This is a genomic window from Legionella pneumophila subsp. fraseri, from assembly GCF_000586315.1.
Classification (GTDB): domain Bacteria; phylum Pseudomonadota; class Gammaproteobacteria; order Legionellales; family Legionellaceae; genus Legionella; species Legionella pneumophila_B.
Map to the genome: position 1 here is coordinate 19,140 of NZ_JFIM01000026.1, position 26,120 is coordinate 45,259.

A 26,120-nucleotide genomic window follows, 5' to 3' on the forward strand; every position below is an offset into this window, starting at 1 on the left:
CTTCAGCTCAAATCAATTCAAAATCAGTTGTTCAGGACCGCAGACATGTTTGCAGCGCGACAATAAATGGATAAGGAGTATATGATCGATATCCAGGGCCCGTTCAGGCTGAGGAGATGCATAAGCATCGTCTCGAAGCCCTGGCACGAAATATTAAATCCCATACAAGGCTTCGAGACGGCATAAATGCCTCTCAGCCCAAACGGTTTGAGATAATGTTGCAAGAGCCCCGCATTACATTTTGTAATACGAGGCTAGTCTTTCTTTTAATTATCAAACTCAGATTATACCGCTTCCCGAATTATCCAGGTCCTCTCTGCCTTGTTTTCAGACCAAGGCGCTTGCACCCAAAGAAGCAAAGGTTTTCCTGATGGTGTAACAGGCATCACTTTGGAAGACAAGGCTACAGCGAATGAATATTTCTTGCCAATTGACTGTAAAGCTTTCCAAACGCTATTCGCATTAGACTGATTGTCTGTCACGATTAACTCATTGCCCCGATAAACCACATTCACATCCTGTCCTCTCAGTACCTGTCTTACTGCCGTTTCCAAACTCCTCCATTTGGCTTGATGAGCTCTCTGTAACTCAATTTGTGTAGGATTAAATTGGAACTTAATGCGACTATGAGGAGATAATACCCGCGCCAGTCGACTGCTTGTCGGGTTTTGCTGCAGGAAATAAGTGCATAATGCGTCTAATAATGGACGTCCCGGGCCAGCCGGTTTTCCGGGTAATCTATTGATATACATAGCAAAAGCCAAGGTGTGGCCATTAGCCGTATACAAATACCCGGATAAACTGTTCATACCTGTCATCGTCCCGGTTTTTGCCCGCACAAATCCTTGTTGATTTGGTGTTTTAAACCGTTTTTGCAAAGTACCATCCCGACCAGAGATAGGTAGTGCGGCGATGTACTCATAAGATAATGGGAAACGTTGATACAAGAATTTTAAAAGCGCCATGGTTTGCGCAGGGGTTACCAAATTATAACGTGATAACCCTGAACCATCTGTGAAAACCGAGTCTTTTAAATCAATTCCTGTTTGTTGCTGCAAAAAGTTTTTAATTACTGGTTGTGCTTGCTTCCAATCCACAGGACTTCCCTTGATTTTGGCAGCGGCATGCAAATATAAACTATCAGCATATAAATTATCAGAAGGTTTTAAAGTATCTGCCATCAGTTGGGAAATTGGCTTTGAATAGCGAGTGGCTATTAATAAAGTACCAGAAGGTGCCCTTCCAAGTAAAACTTGCCCATTTAATTTAATATTAGACTTGGCAAGCTCGCTCACAATCATGCCCTGGGCATACACAAAAGGACTCTTTATTGCGATACGTTGTTGAACAGCCCACTGCCCTAATCCAACACACCCCCTTACCGTTAAATTGTTCTCAGGATCCAAATAAAACCCCACACCACATCCTTTAGTACTTGCCTTCGTAGTCGCCTGATTATTCAGATTGATTGTGCCGCCTCCATCATCTACTTCAACAATAGCTGGATCACCTGCTTTAGCCCCCGGGTTCACCGTGATGGTTAACCGGTTAGAATCGACCATCAACGGTGCTATTGGCGCACCATAACTATACGATAAATCAGCAGTTAGCCAGCCAGGAGGATAGGCAGGAATAGACATCAGGCTACTGTCAATGATCACATTACCTTGAATAGTCGTGATATTCCAATCCTTGAGTGAAGAAAGCAAAGTTTTTAGATCTTCTCTACTAAACGAAGGATCGCCACTGAGATGTAAATACAAATTTCCGTGCAATACACCTTGTTGTAATTGATTGGCGCTTGTACTGAGTTGATTTTTAAATTGGTAGTCTGGCCCTAGAGCCATTAGTGCAGCGGCCTCAGAAAAAAGTTTCATATTGCTGGCAGGAATAAACAAACGATTTGCATTGCGTTTATACAGAGTTTCGCCAGAGGTTAGATCGGTCACCACTATCCCCAGGTTCACATGGGGATTTAACCGATTAATTAACTTATCCACTTCGAACTGCATACTTGCCGCGTGAGACGACAGTGCCCATACTGCCCACATGAATGCGCCAGTCAACGTCCTTTTCATCTAAATAAGTTCCTTAACATTGAATTTGACAATATAAATCAGGTTGAATTGTTTGATACATAGTGACAATTTCTGAGTTAGTTCCAATAAGCTAATCATATCGCAAGCCCAAACGCTCCAAAAGCCCTGCAAGGGTATCATTATCAAAAAATTTTACTTTTAACCAGCCTCCATCCTCACCTTCGTTTATAATTTGTACAGGAGCACCCACTTGCTCGGCCAGGATAGTCTGTAGTCGTTCAATATCTCTGTCTTTCCTCGGATTTTTGGGGCTGCCCATATCTTTATTTTTGTAAGATTTAATTTCTTGCTCCAAGTGCCTGACAGACCATTCCTCTCCAATAATCTGGTGAGCAAACATTTCTTGCTGATCAGGATTTAAGCCAACCAATACGCGAGCATGTCCAAAAGATAACACTTTGTCTCGAACTAACTGTTTAACCTTATCTGTTAAGGTAAGGAGGCGAAGAATATTTGCAACATGGCTACGAGACTTACCAACCAAGGCCGCGATTTCGTCCTGATGATAATGAAATTCTTCAATTAAACGCTTATAACCAGTTGCTTCCTCAATTAAATTCAAATCCTGGCGCTGAATATTTTCGATTAAAGTCAGAGCACACGCCTGCTTATCACTATAGTCACCAATTAGACAGGGGATTTCAGTTAATCCCGCCAATTTGGCCGCACGCCATCTTCTTTCCCCTGCAATAATCTCATATCGCTCTTTTGCAATGGGTCTTACAACCAAGGGTTCAATTAACCCTTGAGAAGAAATGGACTGAGCCAATTCCTGTAACTCAGTTGCATTAAAATCTTGTCTGGGTTGATACTGACCTGCCTGCAGACTCGTAATAGGTAAATAAGTAAATCGGGATTGCATATAAACAAATAAAAAATATCAGGATGTGAAATTGTTTCACAATAGAAGCTAGAATGGAATTGTATTGAGCTTGGCTAACAACAAAGAAAAATCCCCAAACGAGAAAAACTGACTCTAAACAGTCGGCCTGCTTATTATTTTTGCCTCTTCTTCCTTACTATTTTCAGTTTGAATTCCAAAAAAACGAATGGCGGAGTGATAAGGTACTTCTTTAGAATTGGATTTTAAGTCTTCGGCAAAGCCAGGATATTTCTCTAATAATTTCTTGCCAAGCTCAATGATATAGGAATCCTTGGAACGTTGAATGAGGCGCATATAATGTGCAGCAGTAATCAAGTCATTTGTAGACCCGGATTTCAATAATATCTCACAAGCAGATAGCATGGCATTCGTGCAACCTTGCGCTGCTGATTGCAAAATCATCTGTTTATACTGTGAAGATGATGGCGAATAAATCTGGGCCAGACGAAATAAAGCCAAGGGGTTCGTTTTAGCTAATACCTGCATTTCAGGTAAACGCTTTACTACAGCTTGCTTTAATCCTGAATCATCGGGCGCCTTGTGTAATTGTTTCACCAAAGCAGCGAATTCGCTACTTGGATCTAATTGCGCGGCCATATCTCAACCTTTAATTATCATCTTCATTAAAGACAGAATAAATGTTCAAAATTAAGGCAAAATTAAGGGCTGGCACTTTTACATTTTTTTTACACTTAACTGGTTTTTTAACCGTATTTTAAAGATGTAAAAGCCAAAAAAACGTTCCGTTGCGATCAAAACAGGGAATAAAAATTAAAATAATTTCTCATATCTGTCCCAACCCAAATGAAATAACATGTGAGCTAAAATTGCCGAGATCAATCCGTATTGCCAAAATAAAAAACCAAACAGTATGGACTGTGAAAGACTTAATAATACAAAAGAGTAAAGAAATCGTCTTGATGACGTACAACCTGCTGCAATATAAGCTGGAAGCTGGCCTACAGCAAAAATAAATCCACTTAAAAATATTGAAATAATTATAATTTCTGAATTAATTTGACTCGTAAACAATAAAGCAAAAAAGCTCGTTACATTCATCAGTCCCCATCTGGCAATGACTTCTTCTACTACCCCTCCATAAAGCACACAGCCATCAAGTCCTATTTTTGACCGCAACTTTGACATGATGTTAAAACTTTTTTCATCAAGTATGGAACCGACCAAACCATAATACAGGATACAAAAAATAACCAGACCTAAAAGCGCGTACAAAAAAGTAGGTAATAAAATCACTTGAAAGGCATTCAAACTGGCTTTGCCTTGCAAGAGGCCTTCCAGGAGAGGATCGCCTAATCCAGTACGTGAAGACAAGATGGAGCCAGCAAAGCTCATGACAAAGGTCATAAATAAGGTTTGCAGCACAACAAAACGACTAAATCTTTTTTTTAATCTCTCGGTATTATCGGCTAACAGAAAATAAACCAAGCGATGCATCGCGATTAAAACACCAGGAATGGATAAACAAAATAAGACAATAATTACAGGCCAATCAATTATCATTTTTCATCCTTTCGCAATACGCTATAAAAAAACCCATCCATACCCTGTTCTCCGGGTAATATCTGTTGACCATGGCCAGTCCATCTTCCCCAAGACCATTTGTCATCACTCACTTGGCAATCGGGATGCTCTGCAACAAATCGAGCGATTTGCAATTCATTTTCATTACTCATAATAGAGCATGTGGCATAAACCATTAAACCACCCGGTGCAAGCAGTGGCCATAATGAATTCAACATACTGTATTGTATTCGAGTAATTGCCAAAACCTCTTCATCCGTTCGTAATAATTTGATGTCTGAGTGGCGTCGAATCACTCCTGTGGCAGAACAAGGGGCATCCAGTAAAATGCGATCAAAGGGATGACCATCCCACCATCTTTTGGGTTCCGATACATCGCCTTGCACTATCGTTGCTTTCAAACCCAAGCGATTTAAATTATCTCTTACCCGTTGTAACCGCTGAGAGTCTAAATCCAAGGCAACACAGGAAGCCAAACCGGGCTCTCTCTCTAAAATATGGCATGTTTTTCCACCAGGAGCACAGCAAGCATCCAGCACGCGCTGCCCGGATTTTAAAGACAATAAATACGCTGCTAATTGAGGTGCCGCATCCTGAACTGATACAAAACCTTGTGCAAAACCGGGAAGCGTTGTCACATCACAGGGGATCGCCAAAGTAATTCCATCAGGCGCAACAGAGTGTTTAAAAGCCTCTATTCCAGATTTTTTTAGCAAATCAAGATACTCATCAACTGAGTTTTTCAACACATTGACTCGCAAAGTCATGGGTGGGTGTCTATCATTCGCTTCAGCAATGAATTGCCAATCGTTTGGCCAATCCTTTTGCAGACGCTGAAGTAACCAGTTCGGCTGTCCATAAATGAAAACAGGTTCTCCTGACAGTTTCTCCAGAATAGGGTCTTGTCGACGGCAAAAATTTCTTAGCACAGCATTCACCAGTCCTTTTGCCCAAATTTTTTTAACCTGCCCAAGTAAAGATACTGTCTCCTGCACCACAGCATAATCCGGTTTATTCATATACTGCAATTGATAAATCCCTATCAACAAGACTATCCATACCTCATTATCTTTAGGTCGCTTAGTGATTAAAGTATCGGCTATGGATTGTAAACGAAAATAATGACGACAAAATCCATAGCAAATTTCTTTTGTCAGGGGAGATATATCTTGCAGAGACATCAAATGGGACAGGTTTTTTCTGCTTTCCATCAGAGCCGTCAAAATTTTTAAGGCCTGGAATCTATCATTTGCTTTCATTGCAACATTAAACCGCTATGCAATTGTGTTTTGCCAGAATTTAACCAATCCTTAACCGAAATAACCTTCGCTCCGGGGAATTGGATCTTTTCCACTAACAGCGCTTTATCTCCGGTAGCGACCAACAATCCATTTTTATCAATATTTAACACTATACCCGGCGTCTCGCTACTCATGAACTCAGTGACTTTTGCCTGATGAATTCTGAGCATTAATTCCCCGGCCAGTGTATAAGCAATGGGCCATGGATTAAATGCACGAATTTTTCTATCTATTTCGACTGCAGACTGATGCCAGTTAATTCGCGCTTCTTCTTTATTAATTTTACCGGCATAAGTCGCCGATTCATTGTTTTGCAATTCAAATTGCGCTGAGTTGGATATTAAAGCCTCCAACGTATCCAATAGCGGTTTTACTGAAATTTTTGCTAATTTATCATGCAAACTACCAGCAGTATCCGAGGCAGTCACAGGACAAATGGCCTTGCATAGCATAGGACCTGTATCCAGTCCAACATCCATTTGCATAATGGTCACTCCGGATTCAGCATCGCCATGTAAAATCGCATGTTGTATTGGAGAAGCGCCGCGCCAGCGCGGTAACAGAGAAGCATGGACATTAATACAACCCAAACGAGGAATTTCCAACACTGCTTTTGGCAATATTAATCCATAGGCTATCACGACCATTACATCAGGCTTTAAGGCAGAAAGTTCATCGATAGCTTCCTGATTTTTAAAATTAAGGGGTTGATAAACTGATATCTGGTGGTCTATTGCCCATTCTTTTACAGGAGACCCCTGTAATTTACGGCCTCGGCCAGCCGGCCTGTCGGGTTGAGTATAAACGGCCTTGAGATGATGCTTTGATTGAATTAAAGCATCCAGACAGGGTAAGCCAAACTCCGGAGTTCCAGCAAAAACTATAGTTAATCCATTCATGGTTTACGGGCTTGTAAACGCTTGAATTTATCCAATTTCCGGCGAGCCATCATTCTCTTCAATGGAGACAACATATCGACAAACAATTTGCCATTCATATGGTCAATTTCATGTTGTAAACACTCGGCAAGCAGTCCTTCACCCGTTATTTCAAACGGTTTGCCAAACCGGTCCAATGCCTTCACTGTGACTTTTTCAGCTCTGACTACGGTATCATAAGCCCCTGGGACAGACAAACAACCTTCTTCAAATTCTTTTTCGCCATGAGAAGAAACTATTTCAGGATTAACAATAACTATCTGCTCTTTTTTATCTCCAACGACATCAATGACAGATAAACGCAAACTGACTCCTATTTGCGGCGCGGCAAGCCCCACTCCACGAGCATCATACATTGTATCAAACATATCATTGATTAATGTCTGTAAACTCTCATCAAAGGTCTCTACTGGTTTAGCTATTTTTCTTAACCGTTCATCAGGTAAATAAAGAATCTTGCGAATTGCCATTGTTTATCTAGTTCTCTGCACATTAATCATGATATTATCCCCGATATACGGTAATGCTGCAAGATGCTAAGGCTCAACTAAAGGGATTGATGCATGAAATATTGTCTCCTCATTTTCTGTTTCATCATATCATCCATTGCTCATGCCTTAAGCCTAAGGCCAGATTCTCCATCCCGTTATGTTGTACAACCAGGAGACACCTTATGGAGTATCTCCAGCCGTTATTTGAATAATCCCTGGGAATGGAAAGCATTATGGCGCGCAAACCCGCAGATTCAAAATCCCGATCGCTTATATCCTGGCGCAGTGCTCGCTTTAGAGTATTATCAAAACATTCCCTATCTCAGAGTCCTGTCTAATGGAACAATCAAGCTTTCCCCCAATATAAGAGTGACACCCCAGGAAGACGCCGTACCACCAATTCCATTAGGAGATATCAAACCTTTTTTGGATGAATCGTTAATCCTGGATGTTAATGTCCTAAGTCGAGCACCGTATGTGGTAGCGCTCATGAGTGAGCGGATGCTTGGCGGCCAGGGAGATGAAATTTATGTCAGAGGCTTGCATCCCTCCAAAGAAATGCCTCAAGGAGGGACTATAGGATACTCTATCTTCAGGGGAGGTAGAAATTATTTTGATCCCATAACCCATGAATTGTTAGGTTATAAAGCGGTCCTGGTCGGTTATGGAGAATTGGTTGCTGGCGGCGAACCCGCCACGGTTTTATTGACCAGCATCAATCAAGGCATCAAAATCAATGATAAGGTATTGATTAATAACCACCCTGAATTTGAATTATATTTCGAGCCCGAAACTCCTGCCAGACAAGTCAGGGGATACATTATTGAAATGCCTGACAATATGCCCGCTGGAAATACACAAGAGGCTATAGGAGGAGTAATCATCATCAATCTTGGAGAAACATCCGGAATGAAACCGGGAGATGTTTTGGCTATCTATGGCAAGGAACGTATTGTCAATGATCCCCAAAATCATCTTAGACCTATTACCTTACCGCAAGAGCGTCTTGGTGAAGCCATGGTGTTTCGTGTTTTCACAAAAGCAAGTTATGCCCTGATAGTAAGATCCACACGCGCCATTCACTTATTAGATACAGTAACGAACCCATGAGTAATCTGCAACCCCTCCTCGCCTTAAACAGGATGAAAAAAATTGGCCCCAGGACTGTATTAAAACTACAAAAAAGATGGCCTGATTTAAATCTTATGTTTCAACTGTCCAGTGCTGAACTGGAACAAGCCGGCATACCACCTTTACTGGCACAAACCATAAAAAATTTTGACCAGGACTTTATAAAAGCTGATTTGGACTGGCTCAATTCATCAGAAAATCATCATATTGTAACTTGGGACTCCCCCTATTATCCTGCATTACTCAAAGAAATCGCAGATCCTCCCTTTATTTTATATGCAAAAGGCGAACTTTCTGCTTTGACACAAACTAGTCTGGCAATTGTTGGAAGTCGTAATTCTTCTGTGACAGGGAATGAAAATGCTCGGGCATTCTCCAGTGAGATTTCCAGGTATGGGGTAACCATAGTGAGTGGTTTGGCCCTAGGAATTGATGCCCATGCCCATTTAGGTTGTCTGGAAGCAGGTGGCAAAACAATAGCGGTTTTAGGTACCGGAATTGATTGCGTCTATCCGCGTCGACATTTAAAATTGGCGGAGCAAATTACCGAGAATGGCTTATTATTAAGTGAATTTCCTTTAAAAAGTCCGCCAATCGCTGGACATTTTCCACTCAGAAATCGTATAATAAGCGGTCTATCATTATGCATTTTGGTTATCGAGGCGGCAATTAAAAGCGGTTCTTTAATTACAGCGAGAATGGCTGTGGAACAAAACAGAGATGTATTGGCTATTCCCGGTTCGATTCATAACCCGTTAGCCAGGGGCTGCCACCACTTATTGCAACAAGGTGCAAAATTAGTAACCTCAGTGACTGATGTTCTCGATGAGCTAAAAATAGAGCACCATCAGATCGCTTCTAATAAACCAATTTTTTCCCTTGCCAGCGGTAAGGAAAACCTAGTAAAGTTCATTGGTTTTGAAACTACGGCTATAGATCAAATCATTGTTCGTAGCGGATATAGCATGGAACAAGTCACGAGTGGACTGGCTGAACTAGAATTGAAAGGGGCTGTTATGGCAGTTCCCGGTGGCTATATAAGGTGTGAATATGAAAGATAATTTATTTGAAATGTTATTGAATTTGTTTGAAAAAAGTCTTACTCAACTCCAAAAAAGCCATAAATCCAATGATCAGGACTCCCAAAATCAATTGCTTGAAGAAGATCTTTTAAGTACTGAAGAGCAATCATTGTTTATCAAATCCGCTCAACATAAATCAACGCGTATTTTTACTTACGATGAGCAAATGAAACTGACAAAAGCCAGCTATCAATTTCTAATGCGCATGAAATTATGGAATATCATCGATATCGATCAATTTGAATCAATAATTAATCAACTACAATTCTCTGAATCTCGTATTGTAACCTTGCAAGAAACAAAATGGACTATAAGAAATGCTCTGGCATCCACCTTGAATGAAGAGCAGTTAACTTTTCTTGATCTTGTGCTATACCAAACAGAAGATGAATTGACAATTCACTAATTAATGAGTGTACTGATATCAACCCATTCATGAACTGTTAGTGAGCCACACAACCCATAAAGGATAAGGTTTATTTGATATGAGTAAACACTTGGTGATCGTTGAATCACCCGCGAAAGCTAAAACAATACAGAAATATTTAGGAAATGATTATGACGTGTTAGCGTCTTATGGTCATGTGCGTGACCTGCCTGCTCGTAAAGGGTCAGTAAACCCTGAAGAACATTTTTCCATGACTTATGTTCCTATTGAAAAAAACGCGAGACATATTGACACAATAGCGAAAACTCTTAAGAAATCAGACTCTCTGCTGCTGGCAACAGACCCTGATCGAGAAGGAGAAGCTATCTCGTGGCATATTTTTGAATTAATGAAGGAACGAAATCTTTTAAAAGACAAATCGGTGCATCGAATCTTTTTTAATGAAATTACAAAAGCGGCAATCCAGGATGCAATTAATCATCCTCGATCCATTTCCATGGATTTGGTAAATGCCCAACAAGCCAGACGCGCCCTTGATTATCTGGTTGGCTTTAACTTGTCCCCTTTGCTATGGAAGAAGATTCGACGAGGATTATCTGCCGGGCGAGTACAAAGTCCTGCGCTTAGGTTAATTGTTGAGCGAGAAGAGGAAATTGAACGTTTCATTGCTCAAGAGTACTGGAAAATAATCGCAAAATGCGCTCATGCCAGCACCGAATTTGAAGCACGGCTGACCCATTATAACGATGAGAAACTCCAACAGTTTTCAGTCACTCAACAAGAACAAGCCCATGAAATAAAAAAGCAGCTGATAGCACAAGCACAAGGCTTTTTAACAGTTACTCAAATTGATAAAAAACAACGTAAACGTAAACCATCCCCTCCTTTTATTACCTCTACCTTACAACAGGAAGCCGCCAGAAAATTAGGTTTCACAGCACGTAAAACCATGATGGTCGCTCAGCAATTATATGAAGGGATTGATATAGGTACAGGAACAGTGGGTTTAATCACTTATATGCGTACTGATTCAGTCAACCTGGCAAAGGAAGCAATTGATGAAATACGCGATTATATTACTCATCGTTATAAGGCAGATAATTGCCCAAGTTCTCCCAGAATTTATAAGACTAAATCTAAAAACGCTCAGGAAGCACACGAAGCCATTAGGCCAACTTCTATCAAACGAACACCAGAAATGGTGCAGGGCTCTCTGACAAGCGATCAATTTAAACTCTATAACCTAATTTGGAAACGTACAGTAGCCTCCCAGATGGCTGATGCCATCCTGGATACGGTGAGCGTGGATTTTAGTTGCGGTAAAGGGAATATATTCAGGGCTAATGGTTCAACAGTAGCCTTTCCTGGCTTCCTTTCTGTCTATGAAGAAGGACGAGATGACTCTAAAGACGAAGACAATGAAGATAAAATTTTACCTGCTTTCAATGTAGGTGAAAAAATAAAAGTATTGGATATTGAAACCAATCAACACTTTACTGAGCCACCCCCTAGATATTCTGAAGCAACCTTAGTTAAAGCTCTTGAAGAATACGATATAGGCAGACCATCTACTTATGCCTCTATCATTCATACTTTGCAACAGCGCGAATACGTGGTAGTTGAAAAAAAACGTTTTTTGCCCACTGACGTGGGTAGAATTGTCAATCGATTTCTAACCAACTATTTTACTCGCTATGTCGACTATCAGTTTACCGCTGGCCTTGAAGACACACTCGATGCCATCGCGCGTGGAGAAAAGGATTGGATCCCTGTTCTGGAAGAGTTCTGGCAACCTTTCGTCCAGCAAATTCAGAATATAGATGAACAAGTGCAAAGAAAGGATGTCACCACGGAATTACTGGATGAAAAGTGCCCTAAATGTCAAAAGCCATTGTCCATTAGGCTTGGCAAGAGAGGGCGATTTATTGGCTGCACAGGATATCCGGATTGCGATTACACTCAGGACATAAGCAATCCAGAAGGAGAAAAAGCAGAACCTGAAGTCGTGGAAGGCAGAGCTTGTCCTTTATGTCATGGAGCTTTGCATATTAAAACCGGTCGCTATGGAAAATTTATTGGATGCAGCAATTATCCTGAATGCAAGCACATGGAGCCTTTAGAAAAGCCCTCTGATACCGGAGTCACATGCCCTAAATGCAACCAGGCAAAAATTCTGCAGCGAAAATCAAGGAAAGGCAAAATCTTTTATTCTTGTGGAAATTACCCAAAATGCGATTATGCTCTGTGGAATGAACCTGTTGATTTACCTTGCCCTAAATGCGCATGGCCAATCTTAACCTTAAAAGAAAGCAAAAAATTTGGCCGTCAAATTCTTTGTCCTCGCGAAGGTTGTGATTACTCTGCCAAGGAAGACTAGGTACTTTTTTACTCTGGAAATTACGCCCTCAGACTATTGGATCGCGAATAATATGTCTGTATTAGTCGCGCTCCATTAATCCATCCGATTATCTCAACTCACTAAGGGATTATTATGCTTCTGTAAGTATAATTTGGCCAAATGATAGGAAGCGTAATCAGTAATATGCCCTGAATCACGAAACACAGGAATGCCATTGATATCTACCTTGCACACCCCGGACGGACACTGAGCCACTCGTGGGTCAATAATGACCAGTGTCTTGTATTTTCGTTGCATTTTTGCAAACAAATTATCGAACCAAATCTGTTCACTGACATCCAGGTTAAAATCACACCGCTCGGGATTGTATTTTTTATGCAGCTTGATATGCTCAAAAAAACAATTGTAAGGATTTCCCTTAGACAGTGCGATTGATTTGATTAATACAGGCTTCGCTCCTGAAGCGATAATAAGCTGCAAAGCCTTATCCAACGCCTTTTCAATGCGCTTTAAAGAAAGCCCTTGAGATCGACCATCATTCAATTGATTGATAATTCTATCACCAAAATAACCATTCCAATTTTGGCCTAAAATAACATAATCATAATGGTTGGTTTTAATCATATTAAAATAACGATCCGTTTGATCATGGCATTCCTGGTATATCCTATTTTTAATATTCCAATCAAATTGATATATTCCAGGCAAAGCAAGACAAGCAACCGTTGCGTGAGCCAAAATGGATACATTAGCCTCTTTTGCCAGCGTATCCATAAATCCCCAGTGCTGATTGGAATAAGAGTCACCGATCATAAAGCCGGTTCGACTGTCCGCATTTTTTGCTCCAAGAACACATTGATGATTGATTTCGATATTTTTGCGTTCCAAACACAAAGGTCTCTGGGGATTTTTGTACCTGTTTAACTCCGCATAAACCTGAATAGCTTCATTGAAACGATGAGGGTACCCCGCATTCCTTTTAATCAGATAATCACTCAAGTGAGTAACAATAACCGGCATAATCAATAAACAAACCACGGTATAGCCAAACCGGATTCGATGCAATTTCCTTGCTGGTTTTTCAATAAATCGCCAGGAAAGATAAGCGATAAAAAATATCAATCCAAAAGTAACCAAAAGGACCAAATTAGACTCTTCAATGTTTAAATAGCGCATTAAAGCCAATACAGGCCAATGCCAAATGTACAAGGAATAGGAAATTAATCCTATGAACACCAGAGGTCTTAATGAAAGAGCATAAGTTACTATAGGTTGCGGCTCTTGTTGTCCGGCGGCAATCAGTATGGCCGTTGCAAGGCATAAAATTAAAGTATACCAATTGGGAAAACCTATATTGATGTCATGATGCATTGCGATATAAAACAGCGTCAGAACAGCCAAAATAGTTATAAAATTTAATACATATTTATTGACCAAAAAACGGTCGCTCCTTGAAGTGGAAGCAACACAGGCACCAATTAAAAACTCAAAGATACGACTGGAAAATTGATAATAAGTTTTTGCAGGATTACTCCAAGAGTAATACATGGATAAGGCGAAAAAAACGATGGTTAACAAATAGATTATCTTGATTCGATGTTGTTGACTGACCAATCGATAAAGCAAATAAAGTCCAAGCGGCAAGATAAAATAACATTGCCATTCTACGGATAAAGACCACATATGCAGAAGAGGCAATTGATTACTATCCGGAGAAAAATAATCGCTCGTTACATTTTTAAAGAACACATTCGACGTAAAAATAGACGTTTTGCGAGCGCTTTTACTAAAAAGCATCAAGTCATCAGGCAGGTAATAAAACAGGGTAACCAAGGTAGTAGCAACAATCAAACAAATAAAAACAGGCTGTAATCTCCATAATCGCCTGCTGTAAAATTCCATAAAAGAAAAATGATTATTTTGCAAAGATTTTTCAATGATGCTTGTAATGAGAAATCCTGAAATAACAAAGAAAACATCAACCCCAATAAACCCGGAGGGGAAAAGAGTTAAGCCTCCATGAAAAAATAAAACAAATAAAATAGCAATTGCTCTTAAGCCATCAATATCTGAGCGATAGTTCACACTACAATTTCCATAAAATGATTATTGATTAATACTAATTACATGCCTACCATTGGACTTTATTATTGCGCAAAGGTTTGCAAATTGGGAAATTCAGAGTTATATCACAATAATCTTCTTTTAGTGTGGTTCATTCATCAATTGTTCAATATAGCGTCTGCAGGTTAATGGTTTATATAAATAATTAATTAAATAGCGAGTTCCACCAGTTCCTGTGATTATCAAAGTACCATAACTTAAAATACTGCCTAAAATGGATTGACGTATGTCTATCGTTTCAATTTTATTTAGAGGGATATCCACTGTTTGCCTTACTATTATGCCGGTGCGTAAAATAACCTGTTTCCTTTTTATGGTAATAGAAGAAAAATGATAGGTTACCCAGGTAATCAATATCCAAACCAGTGCAAAAAACCCTAAAAAGAGGCTAACTTCACGCAACTGGATAATATAAATATAAATTGCCATCACTAAACCCAATCCAACGAAAGGACCCAAAAATATGATCCAATGCAATCTGGTAAAATAAATGACATTACTTTCTGTAGTGTTTTCAGCCATTGATCACCTTTATACCTCAAAAAAATATAATATTGCACGTAACATTAATTTGCTATTCTATACATAAATCAACTTATTTTACGATAGTCTAACTCTTTAATGGATACCTAACAATTAAGGCAAACGCCATGAAATCAATCAGTCAGTGCTTAAACAAGCAACTCAGTACAATTTGCAAGCACTCCATGCAACTGGAAGAATTATCTCTTAAAATTTCCGAGTTTCTTCCATCTCATTTAACTTCCAAATGTCAAGTAGGTAGTTTTAATAAAGGGAGTTTGGTTTTAACCACAACGAATGCTGCTTTTGCTTCAGAAATACGTTATTTGCTTCCTGAATTACGGGATAAATTGAGAAAAGAAGCTGGGCTTTATCAGCTTTCTTCAATTAAAATTACCATCATTGCTCCCTCCTACCAAATGGAAAACCCTGCACAAAAAAAATCTCTTACCCTGTCTGAAAAAGCCAAAGCAACCATTATTAGTGAAAGTCAACACTGTGCTTATGAACCACTGAAAAAGGCATTACTGCATTTGGCTCAAAGTGAATAAGTCATTATCCATCTTATTTGTATAATGAACTTTTATTAACTATAATGCCAAATATTAAGCCAATCCGTTAGAGCTTACTATGCCTAAAATAAATAACATTGTTAAAGGAACAGACTTAACTCCCCATTATCTGAGTGAGCAAAACAAAGAATTTAAAATCTATCGTTATAATAATGAAGTTTATGCTGTTCGTTTTGAGAATGATGATCCCACAGATTATGTTTCAATGTGGAAAAGTCACAAAGGTGAACATGCAGAGAACATTGAAATGATGGAGAATATTGAGGAGGACTACAAGGAACTTGGAAAAGGAGAACAAGGAACAGTCTATGAGAAAACAGAAGATAAGGCTATGAAAATATCTCGAGGCAAACAGCCAAGAGAGTTTTATGAAGGAATCAACCTCCATATTTTAGAACAACAATTTTTGCTTAAATATCATGGTATTCAAGAGCACTTCGTCCTAGGACTATGGAATATCAAAAATGAAGAAAACATGTATTTCTACATGCCTAAAATCAATGCCATACCGATTAACAAAAAAATCGACCAGCCCAAAATCGAGGAATTTATTCTTGCGCTTAAAGAACTGAATGATGCAGGGTGCTGGCATCCTGATTTGGCGAATAATCCTTACCATATTAGTCCACAGAATCTGATTGCAACAGAAGAAACGGTCAAGACCATTGATCTTGATGGTGGTTTTCGATACGACAACGGCAGAGTTGATTCTCTAAGCAGGAAGTCTCTTGTTTATGGTAAAGATCAATGGCTATATGTCTATAATTTCATCTATCCACCCACCGATGAAGAGGATAGCAGGATTGATTGGAGAGCCCCTATAGAGAAATGGTATGAAAACAACAGAGGTCAATCGTTATCGGATAATCCCGATGCGTTGCTTAGATTTTACCATGAGGGACTTATATCATTGCCAAAAAAACTTGTCCATGATCTGCATGAAACTATATTAGAAGAGTTATCCCAAGATAAAAAGTTTAAAAAACATTCGCATGAAGTCGATGTGAATCGCTTTTTTAGCCCGAAAAAACAAGAAATATATGAGGGTCTAAAGGGGGATGGACTGAAGAGAGTGATTCTAAAAGAGCTTAGAGACTCTTTAGCGGACATAAGAACCATGGAGCAATTGGAGGAAAAAAAACTGGAGTTTTTGGCTTCCCCGGAAATGCAAATTCTTGCTGAAGGTCAGGATAAGACCACAAAAAAACTGAACTTAAAAACCAGTTCTCGCAAAAAGGTGATGGTAATATTTAAAGAGGCAGAAGAACGAATATTGAATACCCCTAATGTCAGTATTTAGGGCGTGTCAATTTTAAATTCTGTGAATAGTATGCTTTTATGTGAGTTAGTTTCAGCTTAATTCAAATAGCTCTTGAAAAATTAATTAAGCCTTTCTCATGGCAAACTTATAGCGTTTCGACAAATCTTTTTAAGTAAGGCTCCATTGATAACTTCTCCATAAAAATAGGCCCTCACCATTTTCTTCTTTCGCTAACATTTCTTTTGAGGATCCGCTCATCATCGATATTGGCTTCCAATCGATAAAAATGCATTATAATCAAATTAATACAATATATTTTAAATCCTGCTTAAGATGATCATGCTGAAACAAATTGTGCTAACCGGGCTTGTTATTATAGGGATTGTCATTACGCTAATGTACTTATTTCAGCGTCACCTCATTTATTTCCCTAACAGGCATACCCCAAAGCTGGAAGATTACAATGCATCGGATATGAAAATAGTTTCCTTACGTACAAAAGATAATTTGCATTTAAAATCCTGGTATAAACCTGCGAGCAAGAATCACCCTACAATCCTCTATTTGCATGGAAATGCTGGACATATTGGCTACAGAATGCCTTTGGTGCGTGAATTTATTGCTGCTGGTTTAGGAGTCTTTTTATTAGAATACCGTGGCTATGGAGGCAATCCAGGCAAACCTAGCGAGAAAGGTCTTTATGAAGATGGAGAGGCAGCCATCGAATTTTTAATTCAACATGGAGTGCCATCAAAGAGCGTAATTTTATATGGAGAATCCATAGGCACGGGAGTTGCAACGCACCTTGCCACAAAATACCCGGTTTGTGCGGTTATACTTCAATCACCCTTTACATCATTAACCAGGCTTGCCCAGTATCACTACCCATTAAACTTCCTTAAACCCTGGGATCAATATAATTCACTTGCTCGTATGAAAAAAATTAATGCCCCCATTCTGGTTTTGCATGGAAAATTGGATCAGATAGTACCGTACCAAGAGGGCTTAAACGTTTTTAATGAAGCCAATGAACCTAAAAAAATGATCTCTTTTGACGACAAAGAGCATAATGATTTGTGGAGCGCTGATAATTTTTCGAGGGAAATTATTCAATTTGCTTTAAACCAGTGTTCCTAGCTTTTTGGATAGTTCATTGTTAAAGCATTTTCATCATCGGCGTTATTATTGAACTTAATCATCTATTTCCGCAAAGGCCATTGAAAATCTCCTTTCAACCCACGCCTTATTGAGGTACTGAAAGCAATCTTGCAGATAATCAGCCAATTCCTCCTCATCCAAGACATGCTCAAAACCTACAGGTTCAACGTCATGATGAAAGTATTCGCCGAAGTATTTCATTGAAAAATCAATATAATCTCGAGTATGCAAAATAAAAGAATGCCACATCTCATCGAGGATCAATAATGGTCCAAAAAGATAGGTTTTTTTCCCCCGCAACCTTCTTTGCTTATTAAGCCACATCCAGGCTAATAAATCCTCAAAGAGAAATAACCCTTCTTGTATAGAATATTCTGGATGAGAATGGCAAAAATGAGTCACTATTTTTTCATTTTTATAGTGAAGTAATTCAGAAAGAGAAAAACTCATTAACGTCCACAACAAGTTCTTTTATTACTTGGTTTCTGATTAATGAATCTAATTATTCTACAAATCATTTCTTCTTTAGCCATAATTGTCTCTTATTGTTAAAATCATTCAAGTTTAACCCAATGTTTGTAAAGGGCGCAACTGAATGTTTTTATTTTCATCAATCAGTATCATATGTTGTGGTGGCACATCTTCCCATCCTTCATCCAAATCATTTAGCCTTTCAGAAGAGACAACAACATAAGCTGGATTACCTTCTTCTTTTATCCATAATCCTTGAGTAGATAATACATACCCAATCAAATAATGCAGCGTCAAAGGTTTTTTCTTCTCATGACTGCAATAGCGGGTAGCAATAATCTTTTTACCATTTGTCAGACAAATATTAAAATAGGAAGGTCCACTATGGCCAAATTGTCCTATTACTTCCAATATTTTGTTAATAGTTTCTTGCAGCACATCAGCAGCCACCGATAGTTGATTAATGTCTCTTCCTTTTGCTAATTGCAAAAACAAACCAAACAAATGCTCAGAATCTGTTTGGCCCTTAACCCAATGGTAAATGTCATCATCCAACAAATGCCTTATATGCCTTTTCACATCAATAAAATCATTAATTTCCCCATTATGCATTAGCATCCAATCGCCATAAATAAAGGGATGGCAGTTGTAATTGGTTACTCCTCCTGCACTGGCAGAGCGAACATGAGCAAAAAAACAAGGAGACTGAATTTTTGCTGTTAAATGCAAAAGATTTCTATCGTTCCAGGCCGGATAAACGGATGTGAACAAAGCAGGATCAGAGCTAACCTCCGGTGAATACCACCCCAAACCAAAACCATCTCCATTCGTTCGATATTTGGTTTCACGTGCATGCAGACTCTGCATGATGATTGAATTCTTAGGTCTTACCAACACATTTTCCAATAGCGTAGGGCGTCCCAAATAAGCAACGAATCGACACATAACAGCCTCCCTAATCAAGTCATTCGAATAGCGAACTCTAATTAATTAACTACTTACAGCTTTCTATTACTCATATCCCTAAATCTGTAATCCATTAGGCTGTCATTGCGAGTTTTTAAGTACCCAATAATTGCAGCTCAACTCACTTTACCATATGACACAACGATTCTTACTCATCATAGGGCTACCATTTGGAATATTAAATGCCTCTTGAAATTGAGGAATATTTGCCAAGCTACCATTGACTCTGTATACAGCAGGCGGATGTGGATCTGTTGTCACTTGATTACGAAGTTGCTCCGGCCTGACATTCATAGCCCAAACATGAGCTGTTCCTAAGAAAAATTGTTGATCAGGGGTAATTCCCTCTATCGTTTTAGCATTCTTGTACTCTTTTGAACGTTGAAACGCTTTATATGCCAAGATCATTCCGCCCAGATCTGCAGTTGCTTCGCCAACAACCAATTGTCCCTGTACATGCAGATCGCCATCTACTACATATTTTGAGAATTGATCAGCAATGCATTCTGTTGCTTTCTTGAATTTTGATAAATCATTTGGCGCCCACCAATTTTTCAAATTTCCATAACCATCAAATTGAGCACCTTGATCATCAAATCCATGCGTCATTTCATGACCTATAACATACCCTATTGCTCCATAATTTATGGCAGTCGGAGCCTTTGGATCAAAAAAGGGAGATTGTAATATACCTGCGGGTATATTGAGGTTATTCATTGAAGGATCATAATACGCGTTGATCGTTTGAGGCGTCATCGCCCATTCACTTCTATCTACAGGTTTACCAATTTTGTCGAGATCTCGATTGATCAAGAATTCGTTTGCTCTAATAACATTCAATACGTAGGGGCCGCGATCTATTTTCAAGCTGGAATAATCCCACCATTTGGTGGGGTAACCAACTCGTTCTTCCATTAAATCCAGCTTTTTCAATGCCGCATCACGAGTCTTGGGTGACATCCAGCTTAAAGTTTTTATATCTTCTTGTAGTACTGCTCTGATATTTTTTAGTATATCCAAGACCTTTTGTTTGGATTCAGGAGAAAAATACTTCTCTACATACAATTCTCCGATTGCAAATCCCAATGCACCGTTTTCAGTGTTAACTACTCTTTTCCACCTTGGTAATAGTTTTTGTGTACCAGTTAATGCAGAAACCATCTTAAAATTCTGATCGACAAACGGTTTGGATAAATAGGGGGCGAATGCATCTATCAAATGCCAACGCAGATAAATTTTCCATTCATCCAAACTAACTGACTGTAATAATTCATTCATCGCTTTGAAAAAATCAGGCATAGCAAAATTGATTTTTTTAATTTTGCCCTGACTTCTAGCGCTCAAGTATTGAGACCAGGAAAAATTAGGTGTCAATTTATCCAACTCAGTAATGGTCATCATATGATAAATGGCGTGTGGATCTCGTTGCTCCACTTGTGACATGGACGCCTTAGCCAATTGAGTTTCAATATCCATTACAATTTTAGCTTCTTTTGCCGCCATTTCAGGACTGTCACCCAATAGCTCAAACATTTTAGTAAGATGGTTAACATAAGCTTCTCTTACCTGTTTAAATTTAGCTTCCTTCTTAAGATAATAATCTCTGTCTGGGAGTCCCAATCCCCCTTGCATAACAGCACCTATCATGGAAGTGCTGTCCTTAAAATCTTGCATGCTGCCAAAATTAAACAAGGGCCCTACGCCTATTTTGTGCAGATGAGCAATTTCAGCCTGTAAATCGTTCTGATTCTTCATTGCCTCTATTTTAGTGAATTCTGGTTGCAAAGGCGTGATACCTGATTTATTAATGCTATCAACATCCATTCCACTGAAATAAAAATCCCCTACTTTCTGCTCAATACTTCCAGATTTAGCATGAGTATTCTTGGATGCATTGATTAACATCTGATGAATAATATTTTGTACTTTCTCATTAACCACATGAAAGCTTCCCCAGGAAGCATAGTCAGCTGGTATTGGGTTATTTTTTTTCCAATTGCCATTGGCATAGGTATAAAAATCCACAGCTGGTGATACAGCAGTATCACGCCAGTCAAGATGGAGAAGATCGTTTGTATTATTATCTGACAAATTAGAACTCGAAGAAAAGGCTATAAAATTAGATAACATCATAACAATACAAGTTCCAATCTTAAATTTCATCCTGATATTCCCCTTAATTTGAGCTGTATATAAATTTCTAAAGAAAAAAACTGCATAGGTCATTATACTTAGTATAGATAATGCCTTTAAAATGATAATAGTGAAAACGAATATTCTCACCAAGTGGATGTGATGTATTCCTGTCAGGCTTCAACAGGATAATATTCAGGGTGAACTGCAGGAAGATAATTTTCTGTATCAAAATAGGTATATTCCCAAGCATCCTGCCTGACCATTAATTCACGCAACAATCTGTTATTTAATTCGTGACCAGATTTATATCCCTCAAATGCGCCAATTAAACTGGAACCCAATAAATAAAGATCACCAATAGCATCTAATACTTTGTGAGTAACAAATTCTGATTCAAAGCGGAGACCATCTTCATTAAGGACACGATAATCATCTACTACAATAGCATTATCTAAACTACCGCCTTTTGCCAGATCACATTCTCTCAATTTTTCATAATCTGAAAGAAAGCCAAAAGTCCTCGCTCTACAAACTTCCTTGACATACGATGTTCCAGAAAAATCAAAACTTACCGTTTGGGGTCTATCATTAAAAACCGGATGCTCAAAGCCTATGGTAAATGTTATTTTATATCCTTTATGAGGGAGGAACTGGACATACTTCCCATTGTCTTCGACTCGTATAGGTTTAAGAATTCGGATATATCTCTTTGCTGCATTCTGTTCTCTGATCCCCGCTGATTGAATTAAAAATACGAATGGGGCAGCACTTCCATCCATAATTGGAATCTCTGGGGCATTAACATCTATATAGGCGTTATCAATACCTAACCCCGCCAGAGCAGATAATAAATGCTCCACTGTTGCAATCTTGACCTTCCCATGATGAAGGGTAGTGCAAAGCATAGTATCTCCAACGTATTCGTAGGAGGCTGGTATTTCAACAACTGGTGACAAATCCACACGTCTAAAAACGATACCTGTGTTTACAGGGGCTGGTCTTAAGGTTAAAAGCACTTTCTCACCGGAATGTAATCCAACACCAGTAGCCTGGATTACCTTTTTAGGAGTTCTTTGTTTTATCATTCAGTGCTCACCTTTCTCTCTTATATTTATTTTGCACGCAAAAACCTTAAGATCTTAGCAACAATTTATTGATTAGTCTAATTTTTTTAGTTTTACTTAATGCAATTTTGAAAACCAAATACAAAAATTGCAAAAAAAACCATACGAACCAATTCGTGAGATATTCAAGAAAGAATGTTTGCGTACATCAAATTCATCCATATTTTCAAAACACATTCTCTCTTGAGATATCCCATTCAAAAGCTTCTATGCCTCTTCTTGTCTACGTAGAAATGCTGGTATGTCCAGGTAATCCACATCGGGAATACTCTCACTACCATTATTGCCTTGCTTTGTAGCCGTTGTTGTAGTGCTAGTCTGAGCTTGTTTACGAATTACTGCGGGTCTCTCCAGTTGTTGATAATCAAGAGAACCATCGCTTCTTGTGGTTTCAATCAAGCGAGCTCTGAGAGGAGGCTGCTGTTGTGGCTGTTGGTGACGCTGTCTATTATCACCCAAGCCAGTCACAATCACAGTCACTCGCATCTCGTCTGTCATTTCAGGGTCGATAACAGTTCCTACCACTACAGTAGCATCATCAGAAATGAATTCTTTGACCACGTCACCCACTTCTTCAAATTCACCAATAGACATATCAAGGCCAGCGGTGATATTCACCAATATTCCGCGAGCACCAGAGAAATTTACATCCTCCAATAAAGGAGACGCAATGGCTGCTTCAGCCGCTTGGCGTGCTCTTTGCTCACCCACTGCGCTTCCTGTGCCCATCATGGCCATTCCCATCTCAGACATCACCGTGCGAACATCTGCAAAATCAACGTTGATCAAACCAGGGCGAGTAATTAAATCAGAGATACCTTTCACAGCGCCAAGTAGTACATTGTTTGCTGCTTTAAATGCATTGAGCAAACTGATATTTTTTCCTAAAACACTTAACAGCTTATTATTAGGAATAGTAATTAATGAATCCACGTGCTCAGCCAAGCGTCGAATACCTTCATCAGCTGCAAGTGCTCTTTGTTTTCCTTCAAAAGAAAATGGTTTGGTTACCACAGCGACCGTTAAAATACCCAGTTCCTTAGCAATTTCAGCAAAAACAGGCGCCGCTCCAGTCCCTGTTCCCCCACCCATTCCTGCTGTAATAAAGACCATATCCGCACCACTAAGAATCTCTTTAATGTGCTCTCTGTCTTCCTCTGCTGCTTCTCTTCCAATTTGTGGATTAGCACCTGCCCCCAGACCTTTGGTTAAGGCATCACCCAATTGAATGTGTATTTTGGCGCTAGATCCTCTCAAAGCTTGCGCATCAGTATTCGCACAAATAAACTCTACACCATCAATATTTTCAGCGACCATATGTTCGACAGCGTTACCACCGCCACCACCAACACCTACAACCTTGATGACAGCATTATTTTCTTGCTGGCTGCTTTCCATTAATTCAAACATAACCCTGTCTCCCCTAATGTGCTGCTTTTTTCTTATTAAATAAATTAAACAGTTTTGAACTTATCGCATTTGACACTTTACAAGACAAAAATCTGCATTTGTTGTCATGCAAAATATCATGCAACCCCATATCTAATTTCTATCCCATACCAGGAACATTTTTAAGCATCATATCAGTGTTTTTACATGAAAAGCTAAAAATTTCCTTGAAACCATTCTTTCATGCGTGACCAAATGCTTTTACCATTATCATTCATTGCTGGCACATTATAGCCACTTTCATATTGCTGTTGAAAGCCATGAAGCAGTAAACCAACCCCTGTTGCAAACGAAGGATTTTCTGTCGCTTCAGTCAAACCGGAGACATAATGCGCACATCCTTTTCTGACTGGCATTTCAAAACAAAGTTCGGCCAACTCAATTGCTCCTCTTACATTGGAAGCTCCACCTGTTAGAACAATACCAGCAGCCAAACGGTCTTCAAACCCACTGCGACGTAATTCATTACGTACCAGTGAAAATAGTTCCTCGTATCGGGCTGAAACGACATCTGCCAAAGCTTTGGCCGATATTTTTCGCCCAGGTCTATCATTGACACTGGTCACTTCTAACATTTGGTTTGGATTGGCTAACTCTGGTAATGCACAAGCATGATTGACCTTAATTGCTTCTGCAGCCTTGGTTGGCGTACGTAAGGCCATTGCAATATCATTTGTCACTTGATCACCTGCAATCGGTATGACTGAGGTATGCTGGATAGCTCCCTCACAAAATATCGCAATGTCAGTAGTTCCACCACCTATGTCTATTAAACAAACTCCAAGTTCTTTTTCATCCTCGGTAAGAACAGCATGGCTTGAAGCTAATTGTTCCAGAATGATATCAATCACCTCCAAGCCACAACGCCTGACGCACTTCACAATATTTTGGGCAGCACTGACAGAACCTGTAACAATATGAACCCGAGATTCGAGCCTTACACCAGCCATGCCTATTGGCTCACGAATACTGCCTTGATGATCAATGATAAATTCTTGTGGTAATATATGGAGTATCTTTTGATCAGCAGGGATTGCCACTGCCTTCGCTGCTTCAATAACCCTTTCCACATCCGCTTGAGATACTTCCTGATCACGAATAGCCACAATACCATGAGAATTGAGACTTCGTATATGGCTGCCGGCAATGCCTGCATAAACCGTCCTAACCTCACAACCTGCCATTAATTCAGCTTCTTGCACAGCACGTTGGATTGAATTGACTGTGGTCTCTATATCAACTACAACTCCTCGCTTTAATCCGCGAGAGGGATGACGGCCAATACCTATAATTTCTATCGTTCCATCTGATGTGACTTCACCAATCAAAGCAATAATTTTTGAAGTTCCAATATCCAACCCTGTGATAATATTTTTTTCTATTTTTTTAGCCATTATCGTCCCATTTGTTGTTTCCACTGCACTGCCATGCCACGTGGATAACGCAGGTCCACGCCAGCCAGCTGATCTGCTTTTTCAGCAAAAACAGCAGGGTATGCTTTACAAAAACGCAGCAACCGTTCTTCTAACTCTTTCTTTCCTAAGTATATTTTCACATTATGATTAAGCAACAACACCCAGGATTGATTATCTCTTAAATACAATCCCGAAGCATTTAAACCGTATGATGATAATATCTTACTCAATTTTTCATAAACTTGTAAGACTTCCAATTGCTGAGATTGCGGCCCCTTTAATTTGGGAATATCCAAATCTGACGGAACAGAACCTTGATTGAATAACTTTCCATCCCTTGTCATGAGAGCATCACCCCAAATCGCCACAGGTTTTTTTTCAGTGAGTTTAATTTTCAATGTATCTGGCCAAACTCTTTCCACATAGGCCGTATCAATCCAGCTCATGGAGTTCAGTTCGCTTTGCAATCCTTTTACTGATAGTAAAAAGAAACTGGCATCCAGATATTTAGCTAACACATTCTCCAATTCTTTATGTGTTATATGTTCATATGTCGCTGCCACTTTGATAGTAGTAATTGGAAAACGTTCTGCGTCAGCAAGGTATAAATAGCCTAACCGACCGGCTAGCAGCAAGGCGCTAAGAATTAACAAACCCATTATCGTTAAATAACGCAAACCGACAGAGTTCACTTCCATATTTTAGTAT

23 protein-coding genes are annotated in these 26,120 nt (G+C 39.3%); 7 read left to right on the forward strand and 16 right to left on the reverse strand.

Features of this window, described 5'->3' with window-relative positions:
- Window positions 1–284: 284 nt before the first annotated feature.
- The 7 genes from dacB to def all read right to left on the reverse strand — a co-directional run bounded on the left by dacB (window position 285) and on the right by def (window position 7,233).
- Window positions 285–2,078, reverse strand: coding sequence for a D-alanyl-D-alanine carboxypeptidase/D-alanyl-D-alanine endopeptidase (dacB, locus tag CC34_RS0107180; RefSeq protein ID WP_028379320.1), 1,794 nt, complete (start codon window positions 2,076–2,078; stop codon window positions 285–287).
- A 91-nt stretch (window positions 2,079–2,169) separates the two neighbouring features.
- Complete coding sequence (locus CC34_RS0107185) at window positions 2,170–2,961, reverse strand: ParB/RepB/Spo0J family partition protein (RefSeq protein ID WP_027229124.1); 792 nt, start codon at window positions 2,959–2,961, stop codon at window positions 2,170–2,172.
- Window positions 2,962–3,075: 114 nt separating this feature from the next.
- On the reverse strand, window positions 3,076–3,579 hold the full coding sequence (locus CC34_RS0107190; protein ID WP_027229123.1) for a hypothetical protein: 504 nt from the start codon (window positions 3,577–3,579) through the stop codon (window positions 3,076–3,078).
- Window positions 3,580–3,753: 174 nt separating this feature from the next.
- Entirely contained in the window at window positions 3,754–4,503 is a 750-nt protein-coding gene (locus tag CC34_RS0107195; protein ID WP_027229122.1) for a CPBP family glutamic-type intramembrane protease, read from the reverse strand.
- Window positions 4,500–5,783 carry a 16S rRNA (cytosine(967)-C(5))-methyltransferase RsmB gene (gene rsmB / locus CC34_RS0107200; protein WP_027229121.1) on the reverse strand — a complete coding sequence of 428 codons (1,284 nt, stop codon included), beginning with the start codon at window positions 5,781–5,783 and terminating at the stop codon, window positions 4,500–4,502. The genes CC34_RS0107195 and rsmB overlap by 4 nt, the downstream gene beginning before the upstream one ends.
- A complete protein-coding gene (gene fmt / locus CC34_RS0107205) occupies window positions 5,780–6,724 on the reverse strand; it encodes a methionyl-tRNA formyltransferase (protein ID WP_027229120.1) in 945 nt (314 codons plus the stop codon). Before fmt ends, rsmB begins: the two co-directional genes overlap by 4 nt.
- Window positions 6,721–7,233 carry a peptide deformylase gene (def, locus tag CC34_RS0107210; protein ID WP_027229119.1) on the reverse strand — a complete coding sequence of 171 codons (513 nt, stop codon included), beginning with the start codon at window positions 7,231–7,233 and terminating at the stop codon, window positions 6,721–6,723. The genes fmt and def overlap by 4 nt, the downstream gene beginning before the upstream one ends.
- 93 nt (window positions 7,234–7,326) lie before the next feature.
- Here def and CC34_RS0107215 point away from each other — a divergent pair, with 93 nt between their 5' ends.
- From CC34_RS0107215 to topA, 4 genes are all read left to right on the forward strand, one after another.
- Complete coding sequence (locus tag CC34_RS0107215; protein ID WP_027229118.1) at window positions 7,327–8,364, forward strand: LysM peptidoglycan-binding domain-containing protein; 1,038 nt, start codon at window positions 7,327–7,329, stop codon at window positions 8,362–8,364.
- The gene (gene dprA, locus CC34_RS0107220) at window positions 8,361–9,446 is read left to right on the forward strand and encodes a DNA-processing protein DprA (RefSeq protein ID WP_028379321.1); all 1,086 of its coding nucleotides are present in this window, start codon (window positions 8,361–8,363) and stop codon (window positions 9,444–9,446) included. The genes CC34_RS0107215 and dprA overlap by 4 nt, the downstream gene beginning before the upstream one ends.
- Window positions 9,436–9,873: a DUF494 family protein gene (locus CC34_RS0107225; protein ID WP_027229116.1), complete on the forward strand. Its 438-nt coding sequence runs from the start codon at window positions 9,436–9,438 to the stop codon at window positions 9,871–9,873. Before dprA ends, CC34_RS0107225 begins: the two co-directional genes overlap by 11 nt.
- Window positions 9,874–9,952: 79 nt before the next feature.
- Window positions 9,953–12,232 carry a type I DNA topoisomerase gene (gene topA, locus CC34_RS0107230; RefSeq protein ID WP_027229115.1) on the forward strand — a complete coding sequence of 760 codons (2,280 nt, stop codon included), beginning with the start codon at window positions 9,953–9,955 and terminating at the stop codon, window positions 12,230–12,232.
- A gap of 93 nt (window positions 12,233–12,325) precedes the next feature.
- Here topA and CC34_RS0107235 read toward each other — a convergent pair whose 3' ends face one another.
- Window positions 12,326–14,299 (reverse strand): acyltransferase family protein, encoded by a 1,974-nt coding sequence (locus CC34_RS0107235; protein ID WP_028379322.1) that lies wholly within the window; start codon window positions 14,297–14,299, stop codon window positions 12,326–12,328.
- A 120-nt stretch (window positions 14,300–14,419) separates the two neighbouring features.
- The gene (locus CC34_RS0107240) at window positions 14,420–14,860 is read right to left on the reverse strand and encodes a PH domain-containing protein (protein WP_027229113.1); all 441 of its coding nucleotides are present in this window, start codon (window positions 14,858–14,860) and stop codon (window positions 14,420–14,422) included.
- A gap of 128 nt (window positions 14,861–14,988) precedes the next feature.
- Between CC34_RS0107240 and CC34_RS0107245 the strand changes: the two genes are divergently transcribed.
- The 3 genes from CC34_RS0107245 to CC34_RS0107255 all read left to right on the forward strand — a co-directional run bounded on the left by CC34_RS0107245 (window position 14,989) and on the right by CC34_RS0107255 (window position 17,830).
- Window positions 14,989–15,411 (forward strand): DciA family protein, encoded by a 423-nt coding sequence (locus CC34_RS0107245; protein ID WP_028379323.1) that lies wholly within the window; start codon window positions 14,989–14,991, stop codon window positions 15,409–15,411.
- 79 nt (window positions 15,412–15,490) lie between these two features.
- Entirely contained in the window at window positions 15,491–16,732 is a 1,242-nt protein-coding gene (locus CC34_RS0107250; RefSeq protein WP_028379324.1) for a hypothetical protein, read from the forward strand.
- Window positions 16,733–17,032: 300 nt separating this feature from the next.
- Window positions 17,033–17,830 carry an alpha/beta hydrolase gene (locus CC34_RS0107255; protein ID WP_028379325.1) on the forward strand — a complete coding sequence of 266 codons (798 nt, stop codon included), beginning with the start codon at window positions 17,033–17,035 and terminating at the stop codon, window positions 17,828–17,830.
- Window positions 17,831–17,884: 54 nt separating this feature from the next.
- Here the strand turns inward: CC34_RS0107255 and CC34_RS0107260 are convergent, their stop codons facing one another.
- The 7 genes from CC34_RS0107260 to CC34_RS0107290 all read right to left on the reverse strand — a co-directional run bounded on the left by CC34_RS0107260 (window position 17,885) and on the right by CC34_RS0107290 (window position 26,110).
- Window positions 17,885–18,301, reverse strand: a complete 417-nt coding sequence (locus CC34_RS0107260; protein WP_027229109.1) for a UCP032817 domain-containing protein — start codon at window positions 18,299–18,301, stop codon at window positions 17,885–17,887.
- 114 nt (window positions 18,302–18,415) lie between these two features.
- The gene (locus CC34_RS0107265) at window positions 18,416–19,267 is read right to left on the reverse strand and encodes a class II glutamine amidotransferase (protein WP_011216481.1); all 852 of its coding nucleotides are present in this window, start codon (window positions 19,265–19,267) and stop codon (window positions 18,416–18,418) included.
- A 147-nt stretch (window positions 19,268–19,414) separates the two neighbouring features.
- Complete coding sequence (locus CC34_RS0107270; protein WP_027229108.1) at window positions 19,415–21,451, reverse strand: M13 family metallopeptidase; 2,037 nt, start codon at window positions 21,449–21,451, stop codon at window positions 19,415–19,417.
- A 143-nt stretch (window positions 21,452–21,594) separates the two neighbouring features.
- Complete coding sequence (gene lpxC, locus CC34_RS0107275) at window positions 21,595–22,509, reverse strand: UDP-3-O-acyl-N-acetylglucosamine deacetylase (RefSeq protein WP_027222761.1); 915 nt, start codon at window positions 22,507–22,509, stop codon at window positions 21,595–21,597.
- A 246-nt stretch (window positions 22,510–22,755) separates the two neighbouring features.
- On the reverse strand, window positions 22,756–23,958 hold the full coding sequence (ftsZ, locus tag CC34_RS0107280; protein WP_027229107.1) for a cell division protein FtsZ: 1,203 nt from the start codon (window positions 23,956–23,958) through the stop codon (window positions 22,756–22,758).
- A 194-nt stretch (window positions 23,959–24,152) separates the two neighbouring features.
- Window positions 24,153–25,391: a cell division protein FtsA gene (gene ftsA / locus CC34_RS0107285; protein WP_027229106.1), complete on the reverse strand. Its 1,239-nt coding sequence runs from the start codon at window positions 25,389–25,391 to the stop codon at window positions 24,153–24,155.
- Entirely contained in the window at window positions 25,391–26,110 is a 720-nt protein-coding gene (locus tag CC34_RS0107290) for a cell division protein FtsQ/DivIB (RefSeq protein WP_027229105.1), read from the reverse strand. The genes ftsA and CC34_RS0107290 overlap by 1 nt, the downstream gene beginning before the upstream one ends.
- Window positions 26,111–26,120: the final 10 nt, after the last annotated feature.

What these genes read in the sequence shown, in the direction of transcription:
- dacB (WP_028379320.1), bottom strand. Translation starts at nt 2,078, where the DNA reads ATGAAAAGGACGTTGACTGGCGCATTCATGTGGGCAGTATGGGCACTG.
- CC34_RS0107185 (WP_027229124.1), bottom strand. Translation starts at nt 2,961, where the DNA reads ATGCAATCCCGATTTACTTATTTACCTATTACGAGTCTGCAGGCAGGT.
- CC34_RS0107190 (WP_027229123.1), bottom strand. Translation starts at nt 3,579, where the DNA reads ATGGCCGCGCAATTAGATCCAAGTAGCGAATTCGCTGCTTTGGTGAAA.
- CC34_RS0107195 (WP_027229122.1), bottom strand. Translation starts at nt 4,503, where the DNA reads ATGATAATTGATTGGCCTGTAATTATTGTCTTATTTTGTTTATCCATT.
- rsmB (WP_027229121.1), bottom strand. Translation starts at nt 5,783, where the DNA reads ATGAAAGCAAATGATAGATTCCAGGCCTTAAAAATTTTGACGGCTCTG.
- fmt (WP_027229120.1), bottom strand. Translation starts at nt 6,724, where the DNA reads ATGAATGGATTAACTATAGTTTTTGCTGGAACTCCGGAGTTTGGCTTA.
- def (WP_027229119.1), bottom strand. Translation starts at nt 7,233, where the DNA reads ATGGCAATTCGCAAGATTCTTTATTTACCTGATGAACGGTTAAGAAAA.
- CC34_RS0107215 (WP_027229118.1), top strand. Translation starts at nt 7,327, where the DNA reads ATGAAATATTGTCTCCTCATTTTCTGTTTCATCATATCATCCATTGCT.
- dprA (WP_028379321.1), top strand. Translation starts at nt 8,361, where the DNA reads ATGAGTAATCTGCAACCCCTCCTCGCCTTAAACAGGATGAAAAAAATT.
- CC34_RS0107225 (WP_027229116.1), top strand. Translation starts at nt 9,436, where the DNA reads ATGAAAGATAATTTATTTGAAATGTTATTGAATTTGTTTGAAAAAAGT.
- topA (WP_027229115.1), top strand. Translation starts at nt 9,953, where the DNA reads ATGAGTAAACACTTGGTGATCGTTGAATCACCCGCGAAAGCTAAAACA.
- CC34_RS0107240 (WP_027229113.1), bottom strand. Translation starts at nt 14,860, where the DNA reads ATGGCTGAAAACACTACAGAAAGTAATGTCATTTATTTTACCAGATTG.
- CC34_RS0107245 (WP_028379323.1), top strand. Translation starts at nt 14,989, where the DNA reads ATGAAATCAATCAGTCAGTGCTTAAACAAGCAACTCAGTACAATTTGC.
- CC34_RS0107250 (WP_028379324.1), top strand. Translation starts at nt 15,491, where the DNA reads ATGCCTAAAATAAATAACATTGTTAAAGGAACAGACTTAACTCCCCAT.
- CC34_RS0107255 (WP_028379325.1), top strand. Translation starts at nt 17,033, where the DNA reads ATGCTGAAACAAATTGTGCTAACCGGGCTTGTTATTATAGGGATTGTC.
- CC34_RS0107260 (WP_027229109.1), bottom strand. Translation starts at nt 18,301, where the DNA reads ATGAGTTTTTCTCTTTCTGAATTACTTCACTATAAAAATGAAAAAATA.
- CC34_RS0107265 (WP_011216481.1), bottom strand. Translation starts at nt 19,267, where the DNA reads ATGTGTCGATTCGTTGCTTATTTGGGACGCCCTACGCTATTGGAAAAT.
- CC34_RS0107270 (WP_027229108.1), bottom strand. Translation starts at nt 21,451, where the DNA reads ATGAAATTTAAGATTGGAACTTGTATTGTTATGATGTTATCTAATTTT.
- lpxC (WP_027222761.1), bottom strand. Translation starts at nt 22,509, where the DNA reads ATGATAAAACAAAGAACTCCTAAAAAGGTAATCCAGGCTACTGGTGTT.
- ftsZ (WP_027229107.1), bottom strand. Translation starts at nt 23,958, where the DNA reads ATGTTTGAATTAATGGAAAGCAGCCAGCAAGAAAATAATGCTGTCATC.
- ftsA (WP_027229106.1), bottom strand. Translation starts at nt 25,391, where the DNA reads ATGGCTAAAAAAATAGAAAAAAATATTATCACAGGGTTGGATATTGGA.
- CC34_RS0107290 (WP_027229105.1), bottom strand. Translation starts at nt 26,110, where the DNA reads ATGGAAGTGAACTCTGTCGGTTTGCGTTATTTAACGATAATGGGTTTG.